Genomic DNA, 25,117 nt, shown 5'->3' on the forward strand with positions numbered 1-25,117 from the left:
ATTCCCTTTCACTGAAAACTTGCTCACTATTTCAAACTTGCCTAATTCTGCGTCAGCGAGAATGACAACGGTACATTCACATAGGCACTCAACGCTTTTCCACCCTTGCGCGCAGGCTCAAAACGCCATTGCTTGACCGCATTGACGGCTGCCTTGTCCAGGCGCTCAAAACCACTGCTACTAATCACGTCTACCGTTTCTGGCCGACCTTCAGCGGACACTAGCACCTTCATCAGCACCCTACCCTCTTCACCGGCACGCTGTGACAAACGCGGATACTCTGGCGGCGGATTATTCAGGTAAGCAACACCAAATTTTGGGGGCTCGACTTTCTCTTCCACTACCTCCTGCTTGGGAGGTGCTGCTGGCGGCGCTGGTTTGCTAGGCGCACTAGCGACAGGCGCTTCCAACGGTGGCGCGGATGGCTGCGTGCTGGCTTCAAATTTTGGTTGCTCTGGCGTGGTTTCTACAATACGCTCCACCACCGGCGCAGGCCGCTCTACAGGCTTAGGCGTTTCTTTAGGCTTGATCACCGGTTTAACCACTGGCTGCTTTTTGATAATCGGCACCACTTCCGGTGCAGGCGCCTCTTCTTTCTTGGCGGGCAGCGTAATCAGCGAAACCGTCATCGGCTCAGGCTTGGGCTCAACAATGACGGGTTCTTCATGCATCAACAACCAGGCAATGACCGCAGCATGCAATGCCACCACAGCCAGCATACCCAGCCCATGCCAGCCCTGACGGCTATCGCGGGACAACCAGTCTTCGGTGGCCAACACCGACCAACGAAAAATCCCGGCCAACTCTCCGAGCTGACGACGATGCAAACTCAACTCAGGTACACGAGAGGCGAGCGCACGCTGAGGCTTTAACGACAACCCATGCAAAGACTCACGTTGCAGCATTAGCGCACTCCCCTGATAAAATCACAAAAGGCAACGCCAGGGTTGCCATCATTACACACACATTTCACGCAAAAACCTCTATTGATTTTGCTGAGCCAGTCCTGTCGTTACCAACGCCTGGCACTTGGTCAAAAGTAATTTGTTTTGCTTGGTGCGCGTCAACTGATAAGTCTCGCCACCATGCACAATCGCCAGCACGCCTGCGTCACCCAACAACTCTTGAGCGTCTATCGTAGGCATCCACTGAAACGAAACGCCGGTCGCATTTTTCACCTCATCCAGTGATGATTGCAAGCGGTTAGTCATTTGAATCCATTCTAAAAAAAGGCCGACTTACTTGCGCGAGCAATGCGGCATCAGATTTCAAGGAACACCCTTACCAGGGATGATTTGGCGCATGAACAATCACGCCTATTTGAGCAATGACATGTTGGGGTTAGGAGCATTGCTCAAATGCTTTACCAGCCAAACCCGATTCAGAGCCTGGCCAGCTAAAATTAAACACGGTTGGAGTAATATTCAACCACCTGCTGCACATCAATCGGGAACGGCACATCTTCAATAGAAGGCAAATGCCCAATTTTTGCGCTTGCAGAGGCCGCTTCAACCGACAACCACTCTGGAATTGTCAGGCTAGGCGTCGCCATCGCATCCATTACCATAGGGATCTTGCGGCTTTTCTCTTTTACGCTAACCACATCGCCCACTTGCAAACGAATAGACGCAATGTTGGCTGACTTACCATTGAGCAATACGTGGCCATGATTCACCAACTGGCGTGCAGCAATCCCTGTAGGGGCAAAACCGGCACGAAACACCACGTTATCCAGGCGCCGCTCCAGCAATGACATCAACTTTTCGCCAGTAGGCTCGGTGCCTTTACGTGCTTCGAGGATTAAACGGCGCATTTGCTTTTCACTCACGCCGTAGTTAAAGCGAATCTTTTGCTTTTCCACCAGTTTGACAGCAAAGTCTGAACGGCGGCGGCGTGATGCCTGTTGACCGTGCTGACCTGGCGGGTTAGGACGGTTTTCAATCGATTTGCGGGACAAGCCGGGCAACTCTACGCCCAATGCGCGCATAATCTTGAGCCTGGGTCCTGTGGTACGTGCCATGAATCTATTACCTTTCGTTGTTTATCTTTAAATTGCTCTATTGATACATCTCAGCGGCTACTGCAACGTGGAAGACTGCGCCACAAAATCAGTCACCGCCTGCTGCATGGCAAATTCCTGATGCGCCTGCAACAATGCCTGCCACTCTTGCAACAGCTGCTTGGCAGCAGACTTGATCAAGCCACTTTCCGCATACTCTGGCGCAGTGAGTGTCTGCGCCAGACTGCAACCCAATAAAGCCAGGTCTTCAGAAGGATTCGCGGCGTAACGCGTTGCCACGCAACTCAGCGAAACCAGCACGGCGCTGGCAGTGGGCAAGTCCGGATCAAAAAAACCATTGGCTTCAGCTGCGTAATCAATCTGCATTGCGGGATGACTTTCGTTCAATCGTTTATGGAAATGATAATGTTTCTCATTTAGGATGTCAACCTTTGTTTGTAACTTGCCGCAACTCTTTTGCAGATCGCAGCAAACCGCTTCGCACACAGGCAACAATCTTGACCAAATTAGCAAAGCAAGTTAATGTATAGGGTTCAACATTAATTAGCCAAAAAATCAAGGTTTTATGGACGCTTCTGCCCACTCCGCCACAGACACCCACGCCAAATCCATGACAGGTGCGGACATTGTTGTCTCTTGCCTGAATGAGGAAAAAGTCAAATTCGTCTTTGGCTATCCAGGTGGCGCGGTCTTGCACATTTACGACGCGCTCTATAAGCAGAATGGTTTCAAACATATTCTGGTGCGCCACGAACAGGCAGCCGTGCATGCAGCCGACGCCTATTCACGTGCAACTGGTGATGTCGGTGTTGCCTTGGTCACCAGCGGCCCAGGTGCGACCAATGCGGTAACCGGCATTGCCACTGCCTATATGGATTCGATTCCACTGGTGGTCATTAGCGGCCAGGTGCCGGTTCCAGCCATTGGCCTCGATGCGTTCCAGGAAGTGGACATGGTTGGCGTCACCCGCCCTTGCGTAAAACATAATTTCTTGGTCAAGCATGTCAAAGACATTGCGCCAACGATCAAGAAAGCGTTCTTTATTGCCAAGACAGGCCGTCCAGGTCCGGTAGTTGTAGATATTCCTAAAGATATCACGGCACACGTGGCTGACTTCATCTACCCGAAAACGGTAGAGATGCGTTCTTACAATCCGATTCTCAAAGGCCACAGTGGCCAGATCAAGAAAGCGGTCAAGCTGCTGCTGGGCGCTAAACGTCCGATGATCTACACCGGCGGTGGCCTGGTATTGGGTAATGGCGCCGCTGAACTGGTCAAGCTGGCAAAAGCACTCAATTTCCCGGTGACCAATACCTTGATGGGGTTGGGTGGTTATCCAGCCACGGACAAACAGTTTGTCGGCATGTTGGGCATGCACGGCACTTATGAAGCCAACATGGCCATGCAACACTGTGATGTGTTGCTGGCGGTGGGCGCGCGCTTTGATGACCGAGTGATTGGCAATCCCAAACATTTTGGCGGCCAGAAACGTACCATCATTCATATTGATGTCGACCCCTCAAGCATCTCCAAACGCGTGAAGGTCGACGTGCCTATCGTGGGCGACGTACAGTCCGTGCTGGCGGACATGAATGAAATCCTGGCGCAGGAAGAAAACCAATCGACGGATACCGCTGACTGGTGGTCACAGATTAATGAATGGCGTGGCATCCAGTCCCTGGATTACACCTACTCAGACAGCGTCATCAAACCGCAATACGTGGTGCAGAAACTGTGGGAAGTCACCAAAGGCGAAGCCTATGTGACCTCAGACGTGGGCCAGCACCAGATGTGGGCCGCGCAATACTACAAATTCGACAAACCACGTCGCTGGATCAACTCTGGCGGCCTGGGCACCATGGGCGTTGGCTTGCCATACGCCATGGGCTGTCAGTTTGCAGACAAACATGCGCAAGTCGCCTGTATTACCGGTGAAGGCAGTATCCAGATGAACATTCAGGAGCTATCCACCTGTGCGCAATATGGCCTGCCGATCAAGGTCATTCTGTTGAACAACCGCTACTTGGGCATGGTGCGTCAGTGGCAGGAGTTCTTCTACGAGAACCGTTACTCCGAGTCGTACATGGACAGCCTGCCGGACTTCGTCAAACTGGCTGAATCGTATGGTCACGTCGGCATGCGCATTACCAACCCGGCAGATGTAGAAGGCGCCCTCAAAGAAGCGTTTGATAGAAAAGACAAATTTGTATTTATGGACTTTTTAACCGACCAAACAGAAAACGTCTTCCCTATGGTTGAAAACGGCAAGGGCTTGTCAGAAATGGTATTGAGCCCAAGCACGGCCAGCCGCCTGAAAGGGGAAGAATAATGCGTCATATCATCTCGCTACTGATGGAAAACGAAGCAGGCGCGCTGTCACGCGTGGCGGGCCTGTTTTCTGCGCGCGGTTACAACATTGAATCACTCACGGTCGCGGTCACCGAAGACCCCACCCTGTCTCGCATGACGATTGTGACCACGGGCTCCGATGATGTGATTGAACAAATTATCAAGCAACTCAACAAGTTGATTGACGTGGTCAAGGTGCTGGACCTCAACGATGGCAAGCACATTGAGCGCGAACTGATGCTGGTTAAGGTGAAAGCCACCGGCGTCCACAAAGACGAAATGAAGCGTATGTGCGACATTTTCCGCGGCCGTATTATCGATGTGGCCGACAATAGCTACACCATTGAGCTTACCGGCTCTTGCAGCAAACTGGATGCATTTATTGAAGCCATAGACCGCAGCGCGATTCTTGAAACCGTGCGCACCGGAGCGTCCGGCATTGGTCGTGGCGACCGCATCCTCAAGGTTTAATCGACATTATTTTTACAGACAAAAGCATTTGTATTGAAAGGCAAAAGCAGAGATGAACGTTTATTACGACAAGGACGCCGACTTAAGCATTATCAAGGGCAAAAAAGTAACTATCGTGGGTTATGGTTCCCAAGGTCATGCGCACGCAGCTAACCTGCGCGACAGCGGCGTTAACGTCACTATCGGTTTGCGTAAAGGCGGCGGCTCCTGGGCCAAAGCTGAAGGCGCTGGCCACACCACTTTAGAGATCGCAGCAGCAGTGAAAGAAGCTGATGTAGTGATGGTATTGCTGCCAGATGAAACCATGGCAGAAATCTTCAATGCAGAAATCGCGCCTAACCTGAAAAAAGGTGCAGCATTGGCATTCGCACACGGCTTCAACATCCATTACAACCAGATCGTGCCACGCGCTGACCTGGACGTGATCATGATCGCGCCTAAAGGCCCAGGCCACACTGTGCGTTCCGAATACCTCAAAGGTGGCGGCGTTCCTTCATTGATCGCTGTGTACCAAAACACATCCGGCAAAGCCAAAGACATCGCCTTGTCTTACGCGGCAGCTAACGGCGGCACCAAAGGTGGCGTGATTGAAACTGACTTCCGTGAAGAAACAGAAACTGACTTGTTCGGCGAACAGGCAGTGCTGTGCGGTGGCGCGGTTGAACTGGTAAAAGCCGGTTTTGAAACGCTGGTTGAAGCTGGTTACGCGCCAGAAATGGCCTACTTCGAGTGCTTGCACGAACTGAAACTGATCGTTGACCTGATGTACGAAGGCGGTATCGCCAACATGAACTACTCCATCTCCAACAACGCGGAGTACGGTGAATACGTGACAGGCCCACAAGTGATCAACAGCCAGTCTAAAGAAGCCATGCGTCAGTGCCTGGCTAACATCCAGAACGGTAACTACGCTAAACAGTTCATCCTGGAAGGCCGTACTAACTACCCAGAAATGACTGCACGCCGTCGTTTGAACGCTGCTCACCCAATCGAGCAAGTGGGTAATAAACTGCGCGCCATGATGCCTTGGATCGCGAAAAACAAATTAGTAGATCAGTCTAAAAACTGATCGACGTCTAAAGGATCAATCTAAAAATTAATTTTAGAAAATTGATCAAGCTGACCGGTAACGTTTAAAACTCATTAAATCTACCATAGGCAAAAAGCACAGGCCGATGTAATATCGCCTGTGCTTTTTTTATCACTAAATCATTGAATTTATAAGACGTTACTCCCATCTGCGTGAGTGATGACCAGGCCATGACAAAGGGCCAGACCAGAAAAGGATATAGGAATTGAAACTCTCGATTCTGCTGCAATACATCGCACCGAAACAATTAGTGACTGCCGCCGCTGGGAAACTGGCCCACTGGCAAGCGGGCCGCCTGACCACCGCTTTTATCGGCTGGTTTGTGCGCAGATACCATGTGAATATGGAGGAAGCAGTCAATGGCGACATAGGTAGTTATCGCAGCTTTAACGAGTTTTTCACCCGCCCTTTAAAACCCGGCGTCAGGCCATTGGCAGACAATGCTTTCGTGTGCCCAGTGGATGGCTGTATCAGCCAGTTCGGCAAAATCGAACAAGGTCAGATCTTCCAGGCCAAAGGCCATCATTACACGGCGCAGGCGTTAGTCGGTGGCGATGCAAACTTGGCGGCTAATTTTGACAGTGGCAGCTTTGCCTGCCTGTATCTAAGCCCGAAAGACTATCACCGCATCCATATGCCATGCGATGGCAAGTTGCTGAGCATGACCTATGTACCTGGGGATTTATTCTCAGTGAACCCACTCACAGCCGCCAATGTGCCCGGCTTGTTTGCGCGTAACGAGCGCGTAGTCTGTACGTTTGAATCCGTCCAGCATGGCAAGTTTGTGCTGGTTTTGGTCGGTGCGACGATTGTCGGCAGCATGGCTACCGTTTGGCACGATACCAAAGACCACATTATCAACCCGCCACGTCCGGGCAAAGTGGTCCATTGGGATTACAGCGACCAAAACATCACCTTGAAACAAGGCGAAGAAATGGGTCGTTTCCTGTTAGGTTCTACCGTGGTGATGTTATTCGAAAAAGACGTGCTGGAGTTTAATGCCAGCTGGCACCCAGGCAAACCGATACGCCTGGGCGAAGCCATGGGGAAATAGTGCGAGTAAACCATTAAAAAAGCGGAGCTTAAACTCCGCTTTTTTATTATCCATTCAAACTCTTGCTCACCACCTCAAACACATCGCCAGAGAGATTAGGCGTTGCCAGAATCGCTTCCAGCGCTGCTTTCATCTGCGCCTGTAACGCAGGCGTATAGCGCTTCCACTCACGCAATGGTGTGACCATACGCGCGGCAATCTGCGGGTTAATGGTATTGAGCTCAATAATCGCATCACGCAGGAAAGCATAGCCTTTGCCACTAGGGTCGTGGAACTTGACTGGGTTGTTAATGGCAAATGCGCTATACAGCGAGCGCACACGGTTAGGATTCTTGATATTGAAATCCGGATGTTTGCGCAACATGGTCAGGTCATCAAAAATCTGCTCGCGGTTGGCAATCGCTTGCAGCGAGAACCATTTATCCACCACCAGCGGGTAGTTTTCAAATGCCTGGTAAAAATCCGCAAACACTTCGGCGCGTTGCGGTTGGCTACTATCTGCCAGGCAAGCCAGCGCCGCCACGCGGTCGGTCATATTATCGGCTGCATCGTAATGCGCTTTTGCACGGGCAGCGCAACCGGTGCCATTGGTCACGGTGAGGATTTCCAGCACGGCATTTTGCAATGCACGGCGGCCCATGGCCTCGGGTGTGACCGAGAATGTGCCGGTATTGCGGTTTGCGTCATACAACGCCGCCAGCGCATCTTTATGAGCGCGTTTAATCTGCGTCAGGATGCTGGTACGCGCTGCATCAATCGCAGCCGGATCTATCTCGGGCAGATACTGGCCAATCACGCCTATCATCGGCAATGCCAGTGCGCGCGCCAGCAGCGCCTTGTCGCCCTGCGCGTTCAGGCCCTGCGCAATCAGAATACCCACATCGCCAATAAACTGGCTGATATCGGCTTGCGGGTCCGCCATCACACGCTGGATAGTCCGCAGCCCCAATGTCTGGCCCGCTTCCCATTTATTAAAGCCATCGGTGTCATGCACTTGCAACAAGCGCAAATCATCGTCGCTTAAATCGGTTTCCAGCTTCACAGGTGCCGAAAACCCACGCAGGATAGAAGGCACAGGCTTGCCAGGCAAATCAACGAAAGTGAATGTTTGCTCACGTGCGGTGACTTCCAGCACGCGGGTCGGCAAAATTTCCTTGCCTTGCGCATCCAGCAAACCAAGCGCTACCGGGATATGCAACGGCAGCTTGTCAGTCTGCCCAGGCGTATCCGGTTGTGACTGCCTGAATGTCAGCGTATAACTTTTCTGCGCTGCATCATATTGGCTGCTGACTTGCAAGGTTGGTGTGCCCGCCTGTTTATACCAGCGGAAGAACTGCGACATATCACGGCCAGACGCATCCGCCATACATTGCACAAAATCATCGCAAGTCACGGCATGACCGTCATAGCGCTTAAAGTACAAATCTGTCGCTTTGCGGAAAGTCTCCGCGCCCAGCAACGTATGCTGCATGCGGATTAACTCAGCACCCTTGTCGTAAATGGTTTTAGTGTAAAAGTTACTGATCTCGATAAACTGGTCAGGCTGCACCGAATGTGCCAGCGGGCTGCCATCTTCAGGAAACTGCAAACGGCGCAAACCGTTCACATCGTCAATGCGCTGTACCGCACGCGAATTCATATCCGCACTAAACTCTTGGTCGCGGAACACGGTAAAACCCTCTTTGAGTGAGAGCTGAAACCAGTCACGGCAAGTCACGCGGTTACCTGTCCAGTTATGGAAATACTCATGGCCGATCACGCCTTCCACACTCATAAAATCGCTGTCGGTCGCGGTTTCCTGATGCGCCAGCACCAGCGCCGTGTTGAAAATATTGAGCGAGGTGTTTTCCATCGCGCCCATATTAAAATCACTCACCGCCACAATATTGAACAAGTCGAGCTGGTACTCACGACCATACACTTCCTCATCCCACTTCATGGACCTTTTCAGTGACTCCATGGCATGGCCGCACTGCTTCTCATCGCCGGCACGCACATAAATATGCAAGTCCACCTTGCGGCCAGACATGGTCGTAAACGTATCCGCCACACGCACCAAATCACCCGCCACCAGCGCAAACAGGTAACAAGGTTTAGGGAAAGGGTCATGCCACACGCGGTAATGTCTGCCATCCGGCAAACTACCTTTATCCTGCAAATTACCGTTTGAGAGCAACACCGGATACAACCTGGCATCCGCCTCAATGCGCACGGTAAACACACTCAGCACATCAGGCCTGTCCTGGTAGTAAGTAATGCGCCTGAAACCTTCCGCCTCACACTGCGTGCAATAGTTGCCTTGTGACTGATACAAGCCTTCAAGCGCCGTATTCGCTTCCGGATTGATTTCGCTGACGATAGTCAATGTAAAGTCATCGCCCGGGTTCACTATCGTCATCTGCCCATCCGCCACGGTGTAGCCATCAAACGGCTGGCCATTCAAAGCGACGGAAACGATGATTTGATCCTCGCCATCCAGCACCAAATCATGAGAAGCACCCGCCGGGTTTTTCACATACCTCACATCAGAGGTAACAATCGTTTTGCCCGGCAAGAGGTTAAAACTCAAATTCACCTGCTGCGCCAGATACGGCGCTGGTGTGTAGTCTTTAAGGTAGATGGTTTTTGGTGCAACAGCGTTTTCGGTTCGCATGGATTTACCTGAGAGTTTTTAGAGTTAAGTAATGATTATATTTGAGAGTAGGCATTGTAGGATTGGTTTAATAATTGTTTAACTACATAGCCCTATCACATGTTAAATTAATTGATTTAACTCGTAGGTTGATGCGAAAAATAATTAAACATGCCAACCCAATTTAGTAAAAACCCACTGATATTGGAATTGCCAGATGCGGCGGAAGAGGTACTTATAAACGCAGGAATTGCCGCAGACCCAGACACTTTTGAGGTTAGCGAGGCACAATTCAGAAAAATGCGTATTAAAACTAACTCGTTTAATGAGAGGGTAATCATTGCGGATGAAAAAACAAATGAACCAGATGCATAATCCACCCCATCCGGGTGAAACACCACGTGACGATATATTGCCCGCACTCGGCCTATCTGTAACCGAAGCCGCCGAGCAATTAGGAGTAGCCCGCCCGACCTTATCCAAAGTGTTAAATGGTCGCGCTGCCATTTCCCCGGAAATGGCCATACGCCTCGAAAAATGGCTGGGGGTTGAGAACGGCGGACGTGCAGATATTTGGTTAGCTGAGCAAACAGCCTATGACCTCTGGCAAGCAAGAGAAAAGGTCAGTGTTCAGGTAAAGCCGCTGAAGGACTTTTCACTCACAAAATAAAGAATTCTGTGGGTTTTGAAAGTGTTCACCAAATCTAGTTAGCTATGGACAAGAAGCTATGTCGTAATTTCCAGCTCATCCACAACGCCATTGTTCACCACAAATTCAGACACAGGATGGCCACTCTCATACAGTAAAGCTGCATTACCCTCAGTTGCTGGCACAGTGATGCGGGAGTTATTAATCATAAAAACGGTGAAGTACTTATTCGCGTTTTTATCGAAATGCTCCCACACCGAAAAAACATCCTCAAGATAGAGGCCATTAATCTCCAACCCATCCAACTTCAAATCAGTTTTATTAAAATTGTTCATTGCATCTACTTCGCAAATTTATCAACAGTAGCTAGATTGAATAGCTGAGAGCCTGCTTAGTTCCGGGAAATATCCTTGGTTCTGGTATGTGACACTGCCTTTAATATGCCGATACCGGTGAGTATCACAGAAGCAATCGCGATGTATAAATGCGGTACACCAGCCTCCACCAACGCCCATGCAATCCCGCCAATTAAAATTGCAAAGCCGATGAGATATATAACGAACGATGACATACAGCCTCCTCATTTAATTTAAATTTTTAGTACTTAAATGATAGTTTTTGAGAAAGATAGTGGTATCAGAAATGCACTGAAAACTGTGTAGGAAAAGTGGAAAATACCTGAATGAATATTTGAGGTTGAGGTTTGGTTTAATCCAGATAAGAACGGAGTTTATACAGTGTTTATAGTGATACGTGCTCGCCACAATCTGCAAAACCGATTCCGTCACCTGATAAACCAATCGATTCACATCATCAATCCGTCGTGACCAAAAGCCAATTAAATTCCCCTTAAGTGACTCTTGGCTGCAATACCAGTGAACTGTTCACGGGCGGATGCTTCAATCAGCATATTGATCCGCTTAAGCGTCTTCTATCCTGCGAGCATTTCGGCTTTTACCCGCTCTAAGCTGGGCGATAGATTCGGCCAGATGTGCGGCGTTGGCTGGGCGTTGTAGCAGGTCATATGACCTCCTGCTTGTTCAAGCAATTTTGCAAGCATATGCTGATTTCATGCTGTTTTCAAACAACAGAATCAAGTGTGAAAAAAGCCGCTCTGGTTGAGCGGCTTTTAATTAAATTCAGCTTGGTGAATCAAGCCTTCTTCACAAACTCCGACTTTAACTTCATCGCACCAAAACCATCAATTTTGCAGTCGATATCATGGTCACCATCGACCAGGCGGATGTTTTTTACTTTAGTGCCCACTTTCACCACTGACGAAGAACCTTTCACTTTGAGGTCTTTGATCACAGTGATGGTGTCGCCATCTTGCAGCACGTTGCCGTTGGCATCGCGTACCACTTTCACTTCTTCTGAATCTGTTGCGGCTACCTTGCTCCACTCATGCGCACATTCCGGGCAAATGTAGTTGTCACCATCTTCATAGGTGTATTCAGATTGGCATTTTGGGCAGGCAGGTAATGTGGACATGAGGACTTTCTTGGAGCAAACAATAAAACCGTATATTTTACAGGGTTATTATTGAAAGGGCTTGTTATTATTAACCCAATCAAAGAGCACTCATCTTGTAGGCATAACGCCGACTTTTTTATTTATCAGTTTCGGCTACACTACATAGCGTCCTCATCTCGGTTTACAGGCTTTATTAAAGCCGCCCAATGCGGTCTGCATGTAGAAATATTAGTGCCCAGTTTACCGACTCTACACTCGCACTGCTGATGCAACGCTCCAGAGACAGCCTGCTGGACAAACTGAAGCAGCAATCGAACACGGATGTTTGAAGGTTTTTTATGAAAAACCCTCCGCACCGTACGCTTTTTTAATACTGGCAGCAGGCTTTTTAACAGATTCAGAGGTTAGTTTCATCGCACAAAAACCGTCGACTTTGCAGTGGGTCTCCTGATCACTCGTGACAAGTCGGATGTTTTCAATTTTTCATGGTGATTGAATATCTGGTTATTCAATCACTTTTGCCCTGTCATTTGCAAAGCGGTCTAGGATGGATTTGCTTGCACCACTTAAGGATTGCGCATGTGGCTACGTACGGAATGTGATATCAGCTTTAATGTCAGCACCCCCACACCGTTTATTTTGATGCTACGTCCGCGTAACAGCTTGCATCAATGGGTCGCAAGGCAGACTTATATGCTTAAACCCCATGTGCCAGTGGAGGAATATACCGACACTTATGGCAATCTTTGCCAGCGCTTAATGGCGCCTATGGGTGCATTTTGTATTAGCACTTCGGCAGATGTTTTGACTGCTGACAACATTGATATTGCGCCAGGGGGCCCGTTTGAAGAAATACAGCATCTGCCGCCCCATGTGCTGACCTATTTATTGCCTTCGCGCTATTGCGAGTCAGACAAATTCATTGATCTCAGCAAGGAAATTGTTGCGCATGTACAGCCTGGGTATGATCAGGTGAGCGCCATTGAGCAATGGATACGCCAGAATATTCGTTTTAATCCGGATTCTCCACATTTTCAGCTATCGGCGGTCGAGGTGAATCAGCAACGCGAAGGCGTTTGTCGCGAGCTGGCGCATTTGGGTATTGCCTTGTGCAGAGGGCTTTGCATCCCGGCACGCATGGTGGTGGGTTATTTGCACGGTTTACAACCGATGGATTTTCATGCCTGGTTTGAAGCGTATGTGAATGGGAGATGGTATACGTTTGACCCGAGCCAGTCAGAATCCGTTGGCGGACGCATTACTGTGGCCTATGGCCGCGATGCTGCGGATGTTGCCATTTTTAATCAGTTTGGCCCGGCGTTGTACCCGGAGGTAATGCAGGTACGCGTCACGCAACTCGCTGCCGCACCAGTTTAAAAGGCGAAAAAATAGCCCATGAAACGTATAAAAATCCAGCATCTTACTGAATACCTCTTCTCGAGCACAGTCACACTGCAGCAGCATTATTTATTGCTGCGGCCACGGGAAGGACATGATTTACGCATTGAGTCTTCTATCCTTAACATTACGCCGGCTTATCAGATCAAATGGTATCGAGATATATTTGATAACTCGCTGGCTGCTGTCACCTTTTTACAGTCGAGTAACAAGCTGACGATTGCCAGCGAAGTGGTGATTCAACACTATGAAGAGGCTCCACTGGATTTTTGTATTGACGACTATGCGGTGAATTATCCGTTTGCTTATGCGCAAACTGACTGGGAAGATCTGGCAGCTTTTCAGCAACCAATGTTTGCCAATGACCAACATGCCATTAATCACTGGCTAACAAAACTGGGGCTGAAAAACGTTAACATCAACACTTTTGAACTGCTGACTCGCTTGAATCAAGCGATTAACACCCAGTTTCGCTACCAGATTCGCGAAGAGCCCGGCGTACAAACGCCGGCAACCACCCTGACCAAGCTGAGTGGCTCTTGCCGTGATTATGCTACATTGTTTATTGAAGCGTGCCGCCACCTGGGACTGGCCAGCCGTTTTGTCAGTGGTTACTTGCATGCACCCGCCACAGAAGCGGGTAACGCCACCACCCATGCTTGGGCAGAAGTGTATTTGCCGGGCACCGGCTGGAAAGGCTTCGACCCCACCGCAGGCAAGGTGACCGGCACACAGCATATTGCAGTAGCTGTTTCACGTAACCCGGAAACCATCCCGCCAGTGTCTGGCAGCTTTATCGGCCCCAATATTCAGCCTCAATTGATTGTGAATGTACAGGTAAACCTACTCACAGGCTAATAAAAGCAAGACCACCCTTGCTAAGGGGAATGGATTGTTTCACAGGTATACAGGCGTAAAAAAACCGCTTCACTAGGAAGCGGTTTTTTATGCAGCGATTGTTCTAAATGACAGAACAGATTTCACTGTGTTCACAACATTTTAGCTACGGCATAACCTAAAGGTTAGCCTTCACTGAAACTGCGTCAACAATTACAGTACGGATTTAACTGTGTTGACTACGTTTTCAACTGTGAAGCCGAAGTGTTTGAACAGTGCGCCGCCTGGTGCGGATTCGCCGAAGGTATCGATACCAACAACTGCACCTTCCAGACCAACATACTTACGCCAGAAATCTGGGTGAGCAGCTTCAACAGCCACGCGTTTAACGCCTGGAGTCAATACGCTGTCTTTGTAAGCCTGGTCTTGACGGTCGAATACGTTGGTGGATGGCATGGAAACCACACGCACTTTAGTACCCGCAGCGTTCAATTCAGCAGCCGCTTGAATCGCCAGATCCAACTCGGAACCGTTAGCAATGATGATCACATCCGCTTTACCTGCAGCGTCTGAGAATACATAACCACCCTTGCGGATCAGTTCAAAGTCTTTAGCATCGTGCTTGATGCCTGGCACAGCTTGACGGCTCAATACCAAGCTGGTTGGGCCTTCAGTGCGCTCTACTGCAGCAACCCATGCAACGGTTGTTTCTGTAGAGTCAGCTGGACGCCATACATCCATACGAGGAATCATACGCAGACCAGCAGTGTTTTCAACTGGTTGGTGTGTAGGACCATCTTCACCTTGACCGATAGAGTCATGGGTCAGCACGTAGATCACACGTTGATGCATCAACGCAGACATACGCATGCCGTTTTTCATGTAGTCAGAGAACATGTGGAAGGTACCGCCGTAAGGCAACAAGCCACCGTGCAATGCCATACCGTTCATGATTGCAGCCATACCGAACTCACGTACACCGTAAGAGATGTAGTTGCCTGGCTCTTTACCACTCACGTGTTTGAAGTCTTTAGAGGATGTCAGGTTAGAACCTGTCAAGTCAGCTGAACCGCCCAGGAATTCTGGCAAGATTGGCGCCAACGCTGTAATTGCTTTTTGTGAAGCTTGACGAGTAGCCAATTTCTCAGCTTTTTCGTTGGTTTCAGCGATGATTGCGTCAGTCAGTGACTTCCAGTTAGCTGGCAATTCACCGGCCATACGGCGTTTGAATTCTGCAGCTTCTGCTGGGTAGGCTTTAGCGTAAGCGTCAAACTTCGCGTTCCAGTCAGCTTCGCGTTTTGCACCTTTGTCTTTTTGGTTCCAGCCTTCGTATACGTCAGCAGGAATTTCAAAAGGTGCGTGTGGCCAGCCGATGGCTTCACGGGTTGCAGCAACTTCAGCTTCGCCTAATGCGGAACCGTGGCAGTCGTGTGAACCGCACTTGTTTGGTGAACCTTTACCAATGATGGTTTTGCAGCAGATCAGTGATGGTTTGTCAGTCACTGATTTAGCTTCGTCGATAGCTTTCTGAATCGCAGCCTGGTCGTGACCATCTACTGAAACAACGTGCCAGCCGTAAGCTTTGAAGCGGCCTGCGGTGTCGTCTGTGTACCAGCCTTCGATGTGGCCGTCGATAGAAATACCGTTGTCATCCCAGAAAGCGATCAGTTTGCCCAGGCCCCATGTACCAGCAAGTGCACAAGCTTCGTGAGAAACGCCTTCCATCATACAGCCGTCGCCCAGGAACACGTATGTGTAGTGGTCAACGATGTCGTGGCCTGGCTTGTTGAATTGGCTAGCCAGCAGTTTTTCTGCCATGGCAAAACCAACGCCGTTCGCAATACCTTGGCCCAACGGACCCGTGGTTGTTTCAACGCCAGGTGCGTAGCCGTACTCTGGGTGACCAGCGCAACGGGAGTGCAGTTGACGGAATGACTTGATGTCGTCCATGGTCACATCGTAACCAGTCAGGTGCAGCAAGGAGTAAATCAGCATGGAGCCATGGCCGTTGGACAATACGAAACGATCACGGTTAGCCCATTGTGGGTTGTTTGGGTTGTGGCTCAGATTGTGGTTCCACAATACTTCAGCAATTTCAGCCATGCCCATAGGTGCGCCTGGGTGGCCGGAGTTTGCTTTTTGTACAGCGTCCATGCTCAGAGCACGGATGGCGTTGCACAAGTCGACACGAGTTGCCATTGTTTTCTCCCTAGAGTGAAAGTGAGCGGTCTTACACAAAAAGCTGCAAAACCTTGATTGAATTCTTTAAAAAGGCCGAAAAACCCGCCTTTTACGGAAAGGCTAGATTATTCACTAGAACCCGGTTTTCTTCAAGCGTTAATCCGCTTTTTCTGGTGATGGTTTTGCGATGGCTGACCTATAAAAAAGGGCATTCTGGTGCCCGCAAGGGTAGCTTTCAGCAAGGGTTTCCCCTACCATGTAAAAACATTGATAGCAAAGGAAGTAATCATGTCTGACGATAGAATCATTATGCGTGTGGGTGAAGCCCTGGTGGCTGGCGGCCCTCCCGGTACAGCCGCTGAACCCGAAGTCGCAATTGGCGAAATGAACGGCCCGATGGGCACCGCATTTGCCAACTTGCTGGGTGACCAGGTGAAAGGCCATACCCGTGTACTGGCGATTATGAACACCGATATCATGGTGCGCCCTGCCACATTGATGGTGAGCAAGGTGACGGTGAAAGACCCACGTTATACCAATATCTTGATGGGCACGGTGCAAGGGGCGATTGCCAACGGCGTGCTCGATGCCGTGCGTAGCGGCGATATCCCGAAAGAAAAAGCCAATGACTTGGGCATTATTGTGTCAGTTTGGCTGAGCCCGGCGATTCTGGAACAAGAGAAGATTGACCACAAAGCACTGTTTGATATTCACCGTGAGGCGACTTTCAAGGCGATTCAAAAAGCCTTGCGCAATGAGCCTAGCATAGACTGGCTGCTGGAAAACCAGGAGAAGATTGTGCATAAGTATTACCAGATGGGCCTTGATGGGAAGATTTAAGGTTCGGGAAAATTTAAGGCACGGAAAAAATTAGCCGTCAATGATGGCTTTGATGTAAATAAAAAAGGATGCCTGAGCATCCTTTTTTATTTATGGCCACGTTATCGTTTCAATGCCGAAATCACGGCTTCAATCGCCTTGCAGTTGCCACGTGCATCATCAAACGTGAGTAAAGGGGCCTTGCCATAAAGTACGCAATCACTAAAGTGCTCAATCTCCCGATTGAAGTGATTGGCTTTAGGCAGCACAATCGTTTCAGACTTACCACCTGCCTCCCAGCTAATGACAGGATCATCGCCAGGATATGCCCACATATTGTGGCATTTGATCCAGCCTTTATCGCCAATGAGTTCATACTCGGCTTTGCGGCCACGCTCAAAACTCACGTCAAAATGGCCTAAACGCGCGCGACCTTGGGCATCTGGGCCAAAATCAAGCACGCCACTGGCTACGACATCGGCACCGTGCTCATTCAGCTTGCCATAAGCTACTACATTAACCGGCTCAGCAGGGGCATCACCGCCACCAAAACACCAACGCAAAGCATGAATGGCATAAGGGCCAATATCCCACATGGCCCCGCCACCATGCGCCATATCACGGGTAATACGGTACATACGCGCAGGCGCCATCAGGAAAGAGAAACTGGCACGGCAAGACAGCACATCACCTATCAGGCCACTGTCTACCAGCTCCTTGACTTTGGCATGCTGAGGATGAAAGCGGTACATAAAACCTTCCATCACGGTTACGCCTTTGGTTTTAGCGGCTGATTCAATGGTATCAATATCAGCCAGGCGCGTGGTCATGGGCTTTTCAATCAGCACATGCTTACCAGCCTGGATCGCCTTGAGCGCCCATTCTGCATGCTCTTCATTGGCCATGGGGCAATAGACGGCTTCGACATTGCTGTCTGTGAGCAGGCTGTCCATGTCGTCATAACAGCTGACACCACTCGCGTTTGGTGCATACTTTTCCAGCGTGGCTTTGGCAGCGCCCGGCCGGCGGCTGGCGATGGCGACCAGTTGCGCGTTGGATGCCTCCACAATCGCAGGTAACAGGCGCTCATTCACCCGCGCAGCCCCAAGAATGCCCCATTTGAGTTGTTTTTGCATGTGTGTCCTTTCCTGCGCGATTCCAAAGAATGCCATTTTAACGCCAGTTTAAGCATGATGTCGTGTTTACGTGTGCAAACTAACCAGCCTGGTTCAGACTTTCCGGCCCGAATACTTCACGATGGATTTGCTGCGCCGGGATACCCAAGGCCAGCAATGCCTGCCATTGTTCTATCATGAAAGGCAGGGGACCACACAGATAATACTGGGCATTTAAAGCTGCATTGAATGGCCACTCGGCCAGGCGCATACGCCCATTGTGCACAGAGACTGCTGTTTCAACGACCGGCTGATCCTCTAGGTATAAAGCCAGATTTAACTGCGGCAATGATTGCTGACTTGCGCCTAACTCCTCCAGATGCGGCACATATTGCAGGCTACGGCCTGCGTGTAAAAACCAGATACCCCGTGTTGACTGGCGCTGAACCAGCGTTTTCAGCATTGCCAACATTGGCGTGATGCCAACCCCCGCTGAGATCAGCACCAGCGGTTCGCTGTTATTTAAATCAGGTGTAAATTCCCCATAAGGATGGCTGACCAACAATTGCCCGCCGACATTGGCATATTGGTGCAACCAGTTCGACACCGTTCCTTGAGGCATTTGCGTACCCCCCGCTTCGCGTTTAACGCTGATGCGGTAAGTGGTTTTTTGTTCGGCATCTGACAGGCTATATTGCCTGATCTGACGAGAGCCATCCGGCAAAGTAACGGCAACGCTGATATATTGCCCGGCTTTGAACGCAGGCAGGGTCTCACCCTCCGCAGCTGCCAGCACAATAGATAGAACCCCTTCTGCTACCGTAGCAGTTTCAACAATACGGGTTTCAATCCACTGGTCTGCTGCATAACCAGTGGATTGATACAACCGGGATTCAGCCGCAATAAATTCACCCGCCAATAACCAGTAAGCCTCATCCCAGGCCGCGATCAATGGCGGCGTGGCAGCTTCACCCAGCACTTCGGCAATCGCGCCCAGCAAATGACGGCCCACAATCGGGTAATGCGCCGGTTTGATGCCGACCGCAGCATGTTTATGCACAATGCGGTCAATCACAGGCTGCAACGCTTGCGCGTTATCAATATTGGCCGCATAGGCAAAGACAGCCGCCGCCAGGGATTGCTGCTGGCTGCCATTGGCCTGGTTGCCCATATTAAACAGGTTTTTGAGCTCAGGATGTGCATTAAACATGTTTTTGTAAAATGTGGTGGTAATCGCCAGGCCATGTGCTTGCAACACAGGCACACTGGCTTCGATGTAAGGGCGGGCAGCAGTGGATAACATATAAACCCCTTAAAATAGCATTTAAATGAAACATTTAAATTAAAAAAACAGCCCATGCAAATGGGCATAGCGGTAAATCACGCTTGGCTTAAGCGGCACGTGCTTTATGCATGGAAATAATTTTCTCCCTAGTATTGTTATTCACAATATCAATCAAACGATGTTGGTTCATGTGCGCATAAAAGGACTCCAAGCCAGTTTGCAATGCCCCTTTGAGCAGGCAGTGACCGTGAAACTGGCACAACGGTTTCTCGCAATTAATCAGCTCCGCTGTATTCTCAAGCTCACGCAAAATATCGCCTATGCGCAATTGCAATGACGCCTGGTTGAGCTCCAAGCCACCATTCCTTCCACGGGTTGCCCTGATCCACCCCAGCTTATTTAAGCGTGTAATCACTTTAATCAGGTGATTGCGTGGCAAATCAAACGTGGTAGCGATCTCGTCTATGGTCACTTGCTGGTCTACACGCGGCTGTGACAAATACATGAGGACGCGCAAACCGATATCGGTAAATTTATTTAATTGCATGCCAAGCATTCTAATATATGTTTCATTTACAATGCAACTTTAAATTGTTATGCTGTTATCCATCGCCAGCCTCTCAGGAGCCTCCAGATGCAGCCACTGATTCAAATCTCCCCGCCTAGCCGCAAACGACCTGCACAAGCATTCGCATTATTGAACCTAGGCTTTAGGCCCTTTTTCCTGGTAGCTGCCTGCTTTGCGGCACTCTCGATTGGCCTCTGGGTATGGAAATATATAACCCAATCTGCGCCAGCGTTAAATACCGTTTCCGCATCACAGTGGCATGCACACGAAATGCTATATGGCTTTGCTTTTGCGGTGATTGCTGGTTTTTTGCTGACGGCAGTCAAAAACTGGACCGGGATACAAACCCTGCACGGTCGCCCACTCATGGGGCTAGTCGCATGCTGGACGGTGGCACGAGTCGTGATGCAGTTTGCCCCCTCGCAGGTCGCGCTGGCTGCACTGTTTGATGGCGTGTTTAACTTGTGGCTGCTGATTGCGGTGGCCTGGCCCATTATTCGGGTTAAACAGTGGCGTCAACTCGGTGTGCTATCAAAAATCGCGCTGCTCACCCTGGGTAATATGGCCTTTTATGCCCAGGCGACTGGCTGGACCACCCAGGGTGCACATGTGGCCATCTGGACGGGACTGTTGCTGAATATCAGCCTGATCCTGGTCATCAGCCGCCGCATTTTGCCGATGTTTATTGAGCGGGGTGTCAAAGAAGAAGTGACGCTTAAAAACTCACTCTGGATCGATCGCCTGCTGATGGTGTGCCTGGCCGCATTATTAATCAACATACTGACTGTCAACAATCAAACACTTAACCTGGTGTTAGGGCTCACTATCAGCCTGAGTGCCGGTTTCAGATTAATGCGCTGGCATACACCTGGCATATGGCAAGTGCCTTTGCTATGGAGTTTTTATTGTGGCTTGTGGCTGATTAACCTGGGCTTTTTACTCTACGCAATGAGTTTTGTTGTCCCTGATATCTCTGTCATTTTAGCGATCCATTGCTGGGCCATTGGCGGCATCGGCGTGATTACGCTGGCGATGATGGCGCGGGTCTCACTAGGACATACTGGCCGCAATATCCATCAACCACCGCGTAGCGTGGTCTGGATATTTAGCCTGGTCATTTTTGCCACCCTGAGTCGAGTGTTATTGCCTATCAATTTTCCCGAGTTGTACCGTTTGTCAGTCATGCTGGCTGCGGGCGGCTGGATCGCCGCATTCACATTATTTACGATTATCTATTGGCCGATACTGTTTAAACCGCGCATTGATGGCTCGCCTGGTTAGGACTCACTCTTTCCATTTAATGGAACAACCGATACTGGCGATTTGTTCTTTTGGTCCCTGACCGGTTTCGGCCACCTGCTTCATGGCTTTGAATAATTCACGGGTACTTTCCGGTGCAGTTTCCTTGCGGCTTTCGTCAAAGCGGCCGCGGTATTGCAGCTCAAAGTGTTTGTTAAAGCCAAAGAAATCAGGTGTGCACACTGCATCATAGGCTTTGGCAATTTGCTGGGTTTCATCTAGCAGATAGGGGAACGGAAACGCCATCTCGGTAGCGATTTTTTTCATATTCTCCGGGCTGTCTTCCGGGTAATCTGAAGGGTCATTAGACATGATCGCCACCGTATTCACACCCATTGCCTTGAGCTCTTTTATGTCAGCGATCAGGCGTGGCAAAATCGCCTTGACATAAGGGCAATGGTTACAAATAAACATCACCAGCAGCCCATTCGGGCCCATGCTACTTTCAAGATCGACCAAACGGCCATCCACATTGGGCAAATTGAATGCCGGGGCTTTCCAGCCAAAGTCACATACGGGGGGGCTAATGCTTGCCATCAGAGTTGCTCCTGCCATTAAATTCAAACCAGTATGGTACGTGATTAAGACGCCAAGGTGAATCTTGTGACCACCGTGCCAGCACAGAGGCATTTTGGTTACAATGCCAGTCATGAGTAATTTACGATTTCATAGCCCGACTGCATTGACTGTGGGCCAATCAGTCCCGCTCAGTGATAACGCCATGGCGCATGCAGTGAGAGTCATGCGACTTAAAGTGGGCGATACGCTGACGTTGTTTTGTGGCGATGGCTTTGACTACCAGTGTGCGCTGACTAGCATAGAGAAAAAATCCGCCCGGGTTGAGGTGCTTAGCCGCACACAGGTCAGCAATGAATCTCCCCTGAGCATCCGCCTGCTTCAGGGTATTTCCAGCGGTGACCGCATGGATTACACCATCCAGAAAGCGGTGGAGCTTGGCGTGACGGAGATTTATCCGCTCAGCACCGAGCGTTGCGTCACCAAACTCAGCGGTGACCGTGCCGAGAAACGCACAGAACACTGGCAAGGCGTGGCAATTGCCGCCTGTGAGCAAAGTGGCCGCGCAGTCATTCCTCACGTGCATGTCCCACTCGCTCTGCCACAATGGCTGAGCCAATATGCCACCCCAGACTGCCTCAACCTGTTGCTTAATCCGGTCGGGGCCAACCGCTTGGCAGTATTGAGCAAGCCGGATCACCCCATTCATTTGCTGATAGGCCCAGAAGGCGGCTTAAGTCCTGCCGAAATTGAACTCGCCACCCAGCACCACTTCCAATCTATCGTACTCGGCCCCAGGATTTTACGTACTGAAACAGCCGCACTGACCGCTATTGCCTGCATGCAGTCACTGTGGGGAGACTTTTAGTTACCCATGTTTGAAGTCATGTTACAAATGGCTTTACTGATTAGTGCCGGCATTGCCTGGCAGCGGTTTGCGCCTGACCATATCTCGGCTATCTCTCACAGGCGCGCACTGACAGATATCGTTTTTTATATTCTGCTACCAGCACTCGTGATTGACGTGTTGTGGCAAGCGCCGCTGGACGCGGATACCTTCAGCATCCAACTGACAGCCATTTCCAGGTTATCCGTAGCGGCATTACTGATGCGGCTATGCTTACAGGTACTCAAAAGATTCTCGGATGTGCCCCGCGCTCAGCAGGGCGCGTTGATGCTGGCAGCGACATTTCCTAACGCCACTTATCTTGGCTTACCCGTGACCAGCGAAGTGCTGGGAGATTGGGCGCATGAGATGGTGCTCAAATTTGACCTGTTTGCGTGCACGCCAATTCTGCTATCGCTGGGAATGTTAATGGCACAACACTATGGTGAAGCCAACACAAAAAGCAATCCGTTCAAAGAGCTGATCCGCGTGCCACCTTTGTGGGCATTGGCGATTGCCTGCGCATTGAATTTGTTGCATGTCCCTCAACCGGAAATGATCGCACATGGCCTGCATACGCTGGCCGGTGGCGTGATTCCGCTCATGCTGATTGCTTTGGGGATGAGCATCCGTTGGGATACTTTTAAACCTAAACTGATTCCACTGCTGTTGCCAGTGTGTGTGATTGGCTTATTGCTGGCCCCATTGGCTGCAAAACAGGCTGCCCTTGCGCTAGGGCTGCAAGGGCAGCAGCTGACTGCATGCGTCCTGCTCGCTGCCATGCCAACCATGGTCTTTGGCATTGTGATTTGTGAGCGCTATCGTCTCGATGGCGCCCTGTATGCCGCAGCCGTATTTATCAGCACTTTGCTCAGTATTGCCAGCCTGCCGCTGTGGTTTGTCATCCTGCAGCCATAAACACTCCATATTATTTTGTCCTTTAACTCATGAAATCACGCATGCCGGTTGAATTTTTATGAGGCACGCTGTCATACGTCATATGACGAGTAGTCAAGAGGCCAGGCTGTTTCTAAGATAGCGGTAAAACAGTCATTCTTTCGTTTTGTGTATTTGGGATTATCAGAAGATCATGCCGAAAACCACGACCAACCAATATATTGCTCACCAACCTACTCCGCCAGCGACGCTGGTCAGCTTGCTAGCTGAAACTGGCGTGACCATCAATGGCAATGCGCCCTGGGATATCCAGGTGTATGAAGAAAGCGTTTACCGAGATGTATTGACCAAAGGCACGTTGGGTCTGGGGCAGGCATTTATTGAAGGTCGCTGGGACTGCAAGCGGCTGGATGAGTTTTTCCATCGTGTGATGCGTGCAGACATTGATGAAAAAATGGGTGGCATGGCAAAACTGAAGCTGCTGGGCGAAGTGATAAGACACTCTTTTTTCAACCTGCAGACGCCTGACCGCGCCTACCAGGTGGCACAACAGCATTATGATATTGGTAACGATGTGTTTGAAGCCATGCTGGACAGCAGCATGAGCTACTCATGCGCCTACTGGGAGCATGCAAGCACGCTGGAAGAAGCGCAATTCAACAAGCTGGACATGATTTGCCGCAAGCTGGACCTGCAACCTGGAGACCGCGTGCTGGAAATTGGTTGTGGCTGGGGCGGCTTGGCAAGGCATATGGCCAAGTATTATGGCGCGCAAGTGGTCGGCATCACGGTTTCCGTTGAGCAACAGGCATTAGCCAAAGAGCGTTGCGCTGGCCTGGAAGTGGATATCCAGCTCAAGGACTACCGTGAGCTACATGGCCAATTCGACAAAATTGTCTCCGTGGGTATGTTTGAGCACGTCGGCCCCAAGAATTACGAGATTTATTTCGCGACTGCGCAACGCCTGCTCAAGGATAACGGCCTGTTCTTGCTGCACACCATAGGCAACCATAAAACCGCCCTGCATACCGACGCTTGGATAGACCGCTACATTTTCCCTAATGGGAAATTACCTTCAGCCAGCGAAATTACCGATGCGATTGAGCAAAAATTCCTGATTGAAGACTGGCATAACTTTGGTACTGATTATGACCGCACCCTGATGGCGTGGTGGGACAAATTTAACCGGGCTTGGCCGGAACTACAGTTTAAATATGATGAAAGTTTTTACCGCATGTGGAAATACTACCTGATGTGTTGTGCAGGCTATTTCCGCTCGCGGCAAGGGCAACTCTGGCAACTGGTCCTGAGCAAACGGCAGAGCAACCGTATCTATCGTTCAGTGCGCCCGCTGCCAGCCAGTTGATGTTGACGTAGTCTCTCTGTGTTCTTGACCTTATATGACGGCCTTGGCCGTCATTTTTTTCGGGCCAAGCGTGCTTCAAAAATGGCAAAAAAAATTCTAATCGCTGATGGACGGGATCAACCCTTAAAAAAATAATTTCTTCGCGAACTGCTCACTTTAATTCCTATCTAGTAAGTGATAGCCCCATCTTTGCTATATTGGCGTTTATCACG

28 protein-coding genes are annotated in these 25,117 nt (G+C 50.1%); 13 read left to right on the forward strand and 15 right to left on the reverse strand.

The window, feature by feature from the left end:
* Positions 1-41: 41 nt before the first annotated feature.
* The 4 genes from F463_RS0111920 to F463_RS0111935 form a co-directional block, all read right to left on the reverse strand.
* Positions 42-905, reverse strand: a complete 864-nt coding sequence (locus F463_RS0111920; protein WP_018987325.1) for an energy transducer TonB — start codon at positions 903-905, stop codon at positions 42-44.
* Positions 906-983: 78 nt separating this feature from the next.
* The gene (gene hemP, locus F463_RS14390) at positions 984-1,211 is read right to left on the reverse strand and encodes a hemin uptake protein HemP (RefSeq protein WP_018987326.1); all 228 of its coding nucleotides are present in this window, start codon (positions 1,209-1,211) and stop codon (positions 984-986) included.
* A gap of 191 nt (positions 1,212-1,402) precedes the next feature.
* Positions 1,403-2,020, reverse strand: coding sequence for a 30S ribosomal protein S4 (rpsD, locus tag F463_RS0111930; protein WP_018987327.1), 618 nt, complete (start codon positions 2,018-2,020; stop codon positions 1,403-1,405).
* 57 nt (positions 2,021-2,077) lie between these two features.
* Positions 2,078-2,386 carry a hypothetical protein gene (locus F463_RS0111935; protein ID WP_018987328.1) on the reverse strand — a complete coding sequence of 103 codons (309 nt, stop codon included), beginning with the start codon at positions 2,384-2,386 and terminating at the stop codon, positions 2,078-2,080.
* 199 nt (positions 2,387-2,585) lie between these two features.
* On the opposite strand from F463_RS0111935, the gene ilvB reads away from it, so the two are divergent.
* From ilvB to asd, 4 genes are all read left to right on the forward strand, one after another.
* Positions 2,586-4,349, forward strand: a complete 1,764-nt coding sequence (gene ilvB, locus F463_RS0111940; protein ID WP_018987329.1) for a biosynthetic-type acetolactate synthase large subunit — start codon at positions 2,586-2,588, stop codon at positions 4,347-4,349.
* Complete coding sequence (gene ilvN, locus F463_RS0111945; RefSeq protein ID WP_018987330.1) at positions 4,349-4,840, forward strand: acetolactate synthase small subunit; 492 nt, start codon at positions 4,349-4,351, stop codon at positions 4,838-4,840. The genes ilvB and ilvN overlap by 1 nt, the downstream gene beginning before the upstream one ends.
* A 52-nt stretch (positions 4,841-4,892) precedes the next feature.
* A complete protein-coding gene (ilvC, locus tag F463_RS0111950) occupies positions 4,893-5,909 on the forward strand; it encodes a ketol-acid reductoisomerase (protein ID WP_018987331.1) in 1,017 nt (338 codons plus the stop codon).
* 226 nt (positions 5,910-6,135) lie between these two features.
* Positions 6,136-6,984 carry an archaetidylserine decarboxylase gene (asd, locus tag F463_RS0111955; RefSeq protein ID WP_018987332.1) on the forward strand — a complete coding sequence of 283 codons (849 nt, stop codon included), beginning with the start codon at positions 6,136-6,138 and terminating at the stop codon, positions 6,982-6,984.
* 46 nt (positions 6,985-7,030) lie between these two features.
* Here asd and pepN read toward each other — a convergent pair whose 3' ends face one another.
* Positions 7,031-9,637 carry an aminopeptidase N gene (gene pepN, locus F463_RS0111960; protein ID WP_018987333.1) on the reverse strand — a complete coding sequence of 869 codons (2,607 nt, stop codon included), beginning with the start codon at positions 9,635-9,637 and terminating at the stop codon, positions 7,031-7,033.
* Positions 9,638-9,787: 150 nt separating this feature from the next.
* On the opposite strand from pepN, the gene F463_RS14395 reads away from it, so the two are divergent.
* Positions 9,788-9,991, forward strand: coding sequence for a hypothetical protein (locus F463_RS14395; protein WP_018987334.1), 204 nt, complete (start codon positions 9,788-9,790; stop codon positions 9,989-9,991).
* Complete coding sequence (locus tag F463_RS0111970) at positions 9,963-10,286, forward strand: HigA family addiction module antitoxin (protein ID WP_245545232.1); 324 nt, start codon at positions 9,963-9,965, stop codon at positions 10,284-10,286. The genes F463_RS14395 and F463_RS0111970 overlap by 29 nt, the downstream gene beginning before the upstream one ends.
* Positions 10,287-10,342: 56 nt before the next feature.
* Here the strand turns inward: F463_RS0111970 and F463_RS0111975 are convergent, their stop codons facing one another.
* The 5 genes from F463_RS0111975 to F463_RS14835 all read right to left on the reverse strand — a co-directional run bounded on the left by F463_RS0111975 (position 10,343) and on the right by F463_RS14835 (position 12,218).
* Positions 10,343-10,600 (reverse strand): hypothetical protein, encoded by a 258-nt coding sequence (locus F463_RS0111975; RefSeq protein ID WP_018987336.1) that lies wholly within the window; start codon positions 10,598-10,600, stop codon positions 10,343-10,345.
* A 56-nt stretch (positions 10,601-10,656) separates the two neighbouring features.
* Complete coding sequence (locus F463_RS0111980) at positions 10,657-10,836, reverse strand: hypothetical protein (RefSeq protein WP_018987337.1); 180 nt, start codon at positions 10,834-10,836, stop codon at positions 10,657-10,659.
* A gap of 13 nt (positions 10,837-10,849) precedes the next feature.
* Positions 10,850-11,074, reverse strand: coding sequence for a hypothetical protein (locus F463_RS15315; RefSeq protein WP_425411191.1), 225 nt, complete (start codon positions 11,072-11,074; stop codon positions 10,850-10,852).
* A 343-nt stretch (positions 11,075-11,417) separates the two neighbouring features.
* Positions 11,418-11,756 carry a zinc ribbon domain-containing protein YjdM gene (locus F463_RS0111985; protein WP_018987338.1) on the reverse strand — a complete coding sequence of 113 codons (339 nt, stop codon included), beginning with the start codon at positions 11,754-11,756 and terminating at the stop codon, positions 11,418-11,420.
* A 318-nt stretch (positions 11,757-12,074) separates the two neighbouring features.
* A complete protein-coding gene (locus F463_RS14835) occupies positions 12,075-12,218 on the reverse strand; it encodes a PhnA domain-containing protein (RefSeq protein WP_081620832.1) in 144 nt (47 codons plus the stop codon).
* Positions 12,219-12,317: 99 nt separating this feature from the next.
* On the opposite strand from F463_RS14835, the gene F463_RS0111990 reads away from it, so the two are divergent.
* Positions 12,318-13,115, forward strand: a complete 798-nt coding sequence (locus F463_RS0111990; protein WP_018987339.1) for a transglutaminase-like domain-containing protein — start codon at positions 12,318-12,320, stop codon at positions 13,113-13,115.
* A gap of 18 nt (positions 13,116-13,133) precedes the next feature.
* Entirely contained in the window at positions 13,134-13,994 is an 861-nt protein-coding gene (locus F463_RS0111995; protein WP_018987340.1) for a transglutaminase family protein, read from the forward strand.
* 192 nt (positions 13,995-14,186) lie between these two features.
* Here F463_RS0111995 and tkt read toward each other — a convergent pair whose 3' ends face one another.
* Complete coding sequence (tkt, locus tag F463_RS0112000; protein WP_018987341.1) at positions 14,187-16,172, reverse strand: transketolase; 1,986 nt, start codon at positions 16,170-16,172, stop codon at positions 14,187-14,189.
* 270 nt (positions 16,173-16,442) lie between these two features.
* Here tkt and fae point away from each other — a divergent pair, with 270 nt between their 5' ends.
* Complete coding sequence (fae, locus tag F463_RS0112005) at positions 16,443-16,994, forward strand: formaldehyde-activating enzyme (protein WP_018987342.1); 552 nt, start codon at positions 16,443-16,445, stop codon at positions 16,992-16,994.
* A gap of 101 nt (positions 16,995-17,095) precedes the next feature.
* Here fae and F463_RS0112010 read toward each other — a convergent pair whose 3' ends face one another.
* The 3 genes from F463_RS0112010 to F463_RS0112020 all read right to left on the reverse strand — a co-directional run bounded on the left by F463_RS0112010 (position 17,096) and on the right by F463_RS0112020 (position 19,920).
* Positions 17,096-18,109, reverse strand: a complete 1,014-nt coding sequence (locus F463_RS0112010) for a Gfo/Idh/MocA family protein (RefSeq protein ID WP_018987343.1) — start codon at positions 18,107-18,109, stop codon at positions 17,096-17,098.
* A 79-nt stretch (positions 18,110-18,188) separates the two neighbouring features.
* A complete protein-coding gene (locus F463_RS0112015; RefSeq protein ID WP_018987344.1) occupies positions 18,189-19,391 on the reverse strand; it encodes a globin domain-containing protein in 1,203 nt (400 codons plus the stop codon).
* An 88-nt stretch (positions 19,392-19,479) separates the two neighbouring features.
* On the reverse strand, positions 19,480-19,920 hold the full coding sequence (locus F463_RS0112020; protein ID WP_026295553.1) for an Rrf2 family transcriptional regulator: 441 nt from the start codon (positions 19,918-19,920) through the stop codon (positions 19,480-19,482).
* 87 nt (positions 19,921-20,007) lie between these two features.
* Between F463_RS0112020 and F463_RS0112025 the strand changes: the two genes are divergently transcribed.
* A complete protein-coding gene (locus F463_RS0112025; protein WP_018987346.1) occupies positions 20,008-21,222 on the forward strand; it encodes an NnrS family protein in 1,215 nt (404 codons plus the stop codon).
* A 3-nt stretch (positions 21,223-21,225) separates the two neighbouring features.
* Here the strand turns inward: F463_RS0112025 and F463_RS0112030 are convergent, their stop codons facing one another.
* Positions 21,226-21,777, reverse strand: coding sequence for a thioredoxin family protein (locus F463_RS0112030; RefSeq protein ID WP_026295554.1), 552 nt, complete (start codon positions 21,775-21,777; stop codon positions 21,226-21,228).
* Positions 21,778-21,889: 112 nt separating this feature from the next.
* Here F463_RS0112030 and F463_RS0112035 point away from each other — a divergent pair, with 112 nt between their 5' ends.
* From F463_RS0112035 to cfa, 3 genes are all read left to right on the forward strand, one after another.
* Complete coding sequence (locus F463_RS0112035) at positions 21,890-22,624, forward strand: 16S rRNA (uracil(1498)-N(3))-methyltransferase (protein ID WP_018987348.1); 735 nt, start codon at positions 21,890-21,892, stop codon at positions 22,622-22,624.
* Between the two features lie 27 nt (positions 22,625-22,651).
* Positions 22,652-23,560, forward strand: coding sequence for an AEC family transporter (locus F463_RS0112040; protein WP_245545233.1), 909 nt, complete (start codon positions 22,652-22,654; stop codon positions 23,558-23,560).
* 172 nt (positions 23,561-23,732) lie between these two features.
* Complete coding sequence (gene cfa, locus F463_RS0112045) at positions 23,733-24,905, forward strand: cyclopropane fatty acyl phospholipid synthase (protein ID WP_018987350.1); 1,173 nt, start codon at positions 23,733-23,735, stop codon at positions 24,903-24,905.
* Positions 24,906-25,117 lie beyond the last annotated feature (212 nt).

It is taken from the genome of Methylophilus methylotrophus DSM 46235 = ATCC 53528, from assembly GCF_000378225.1.
Lineage (GTDB): Bacteria > Pseudomonadota > Gammaproteobacteria > Burkholderiales > Methylophilaceae > Methylophilus > Methylophilus methylotrophus.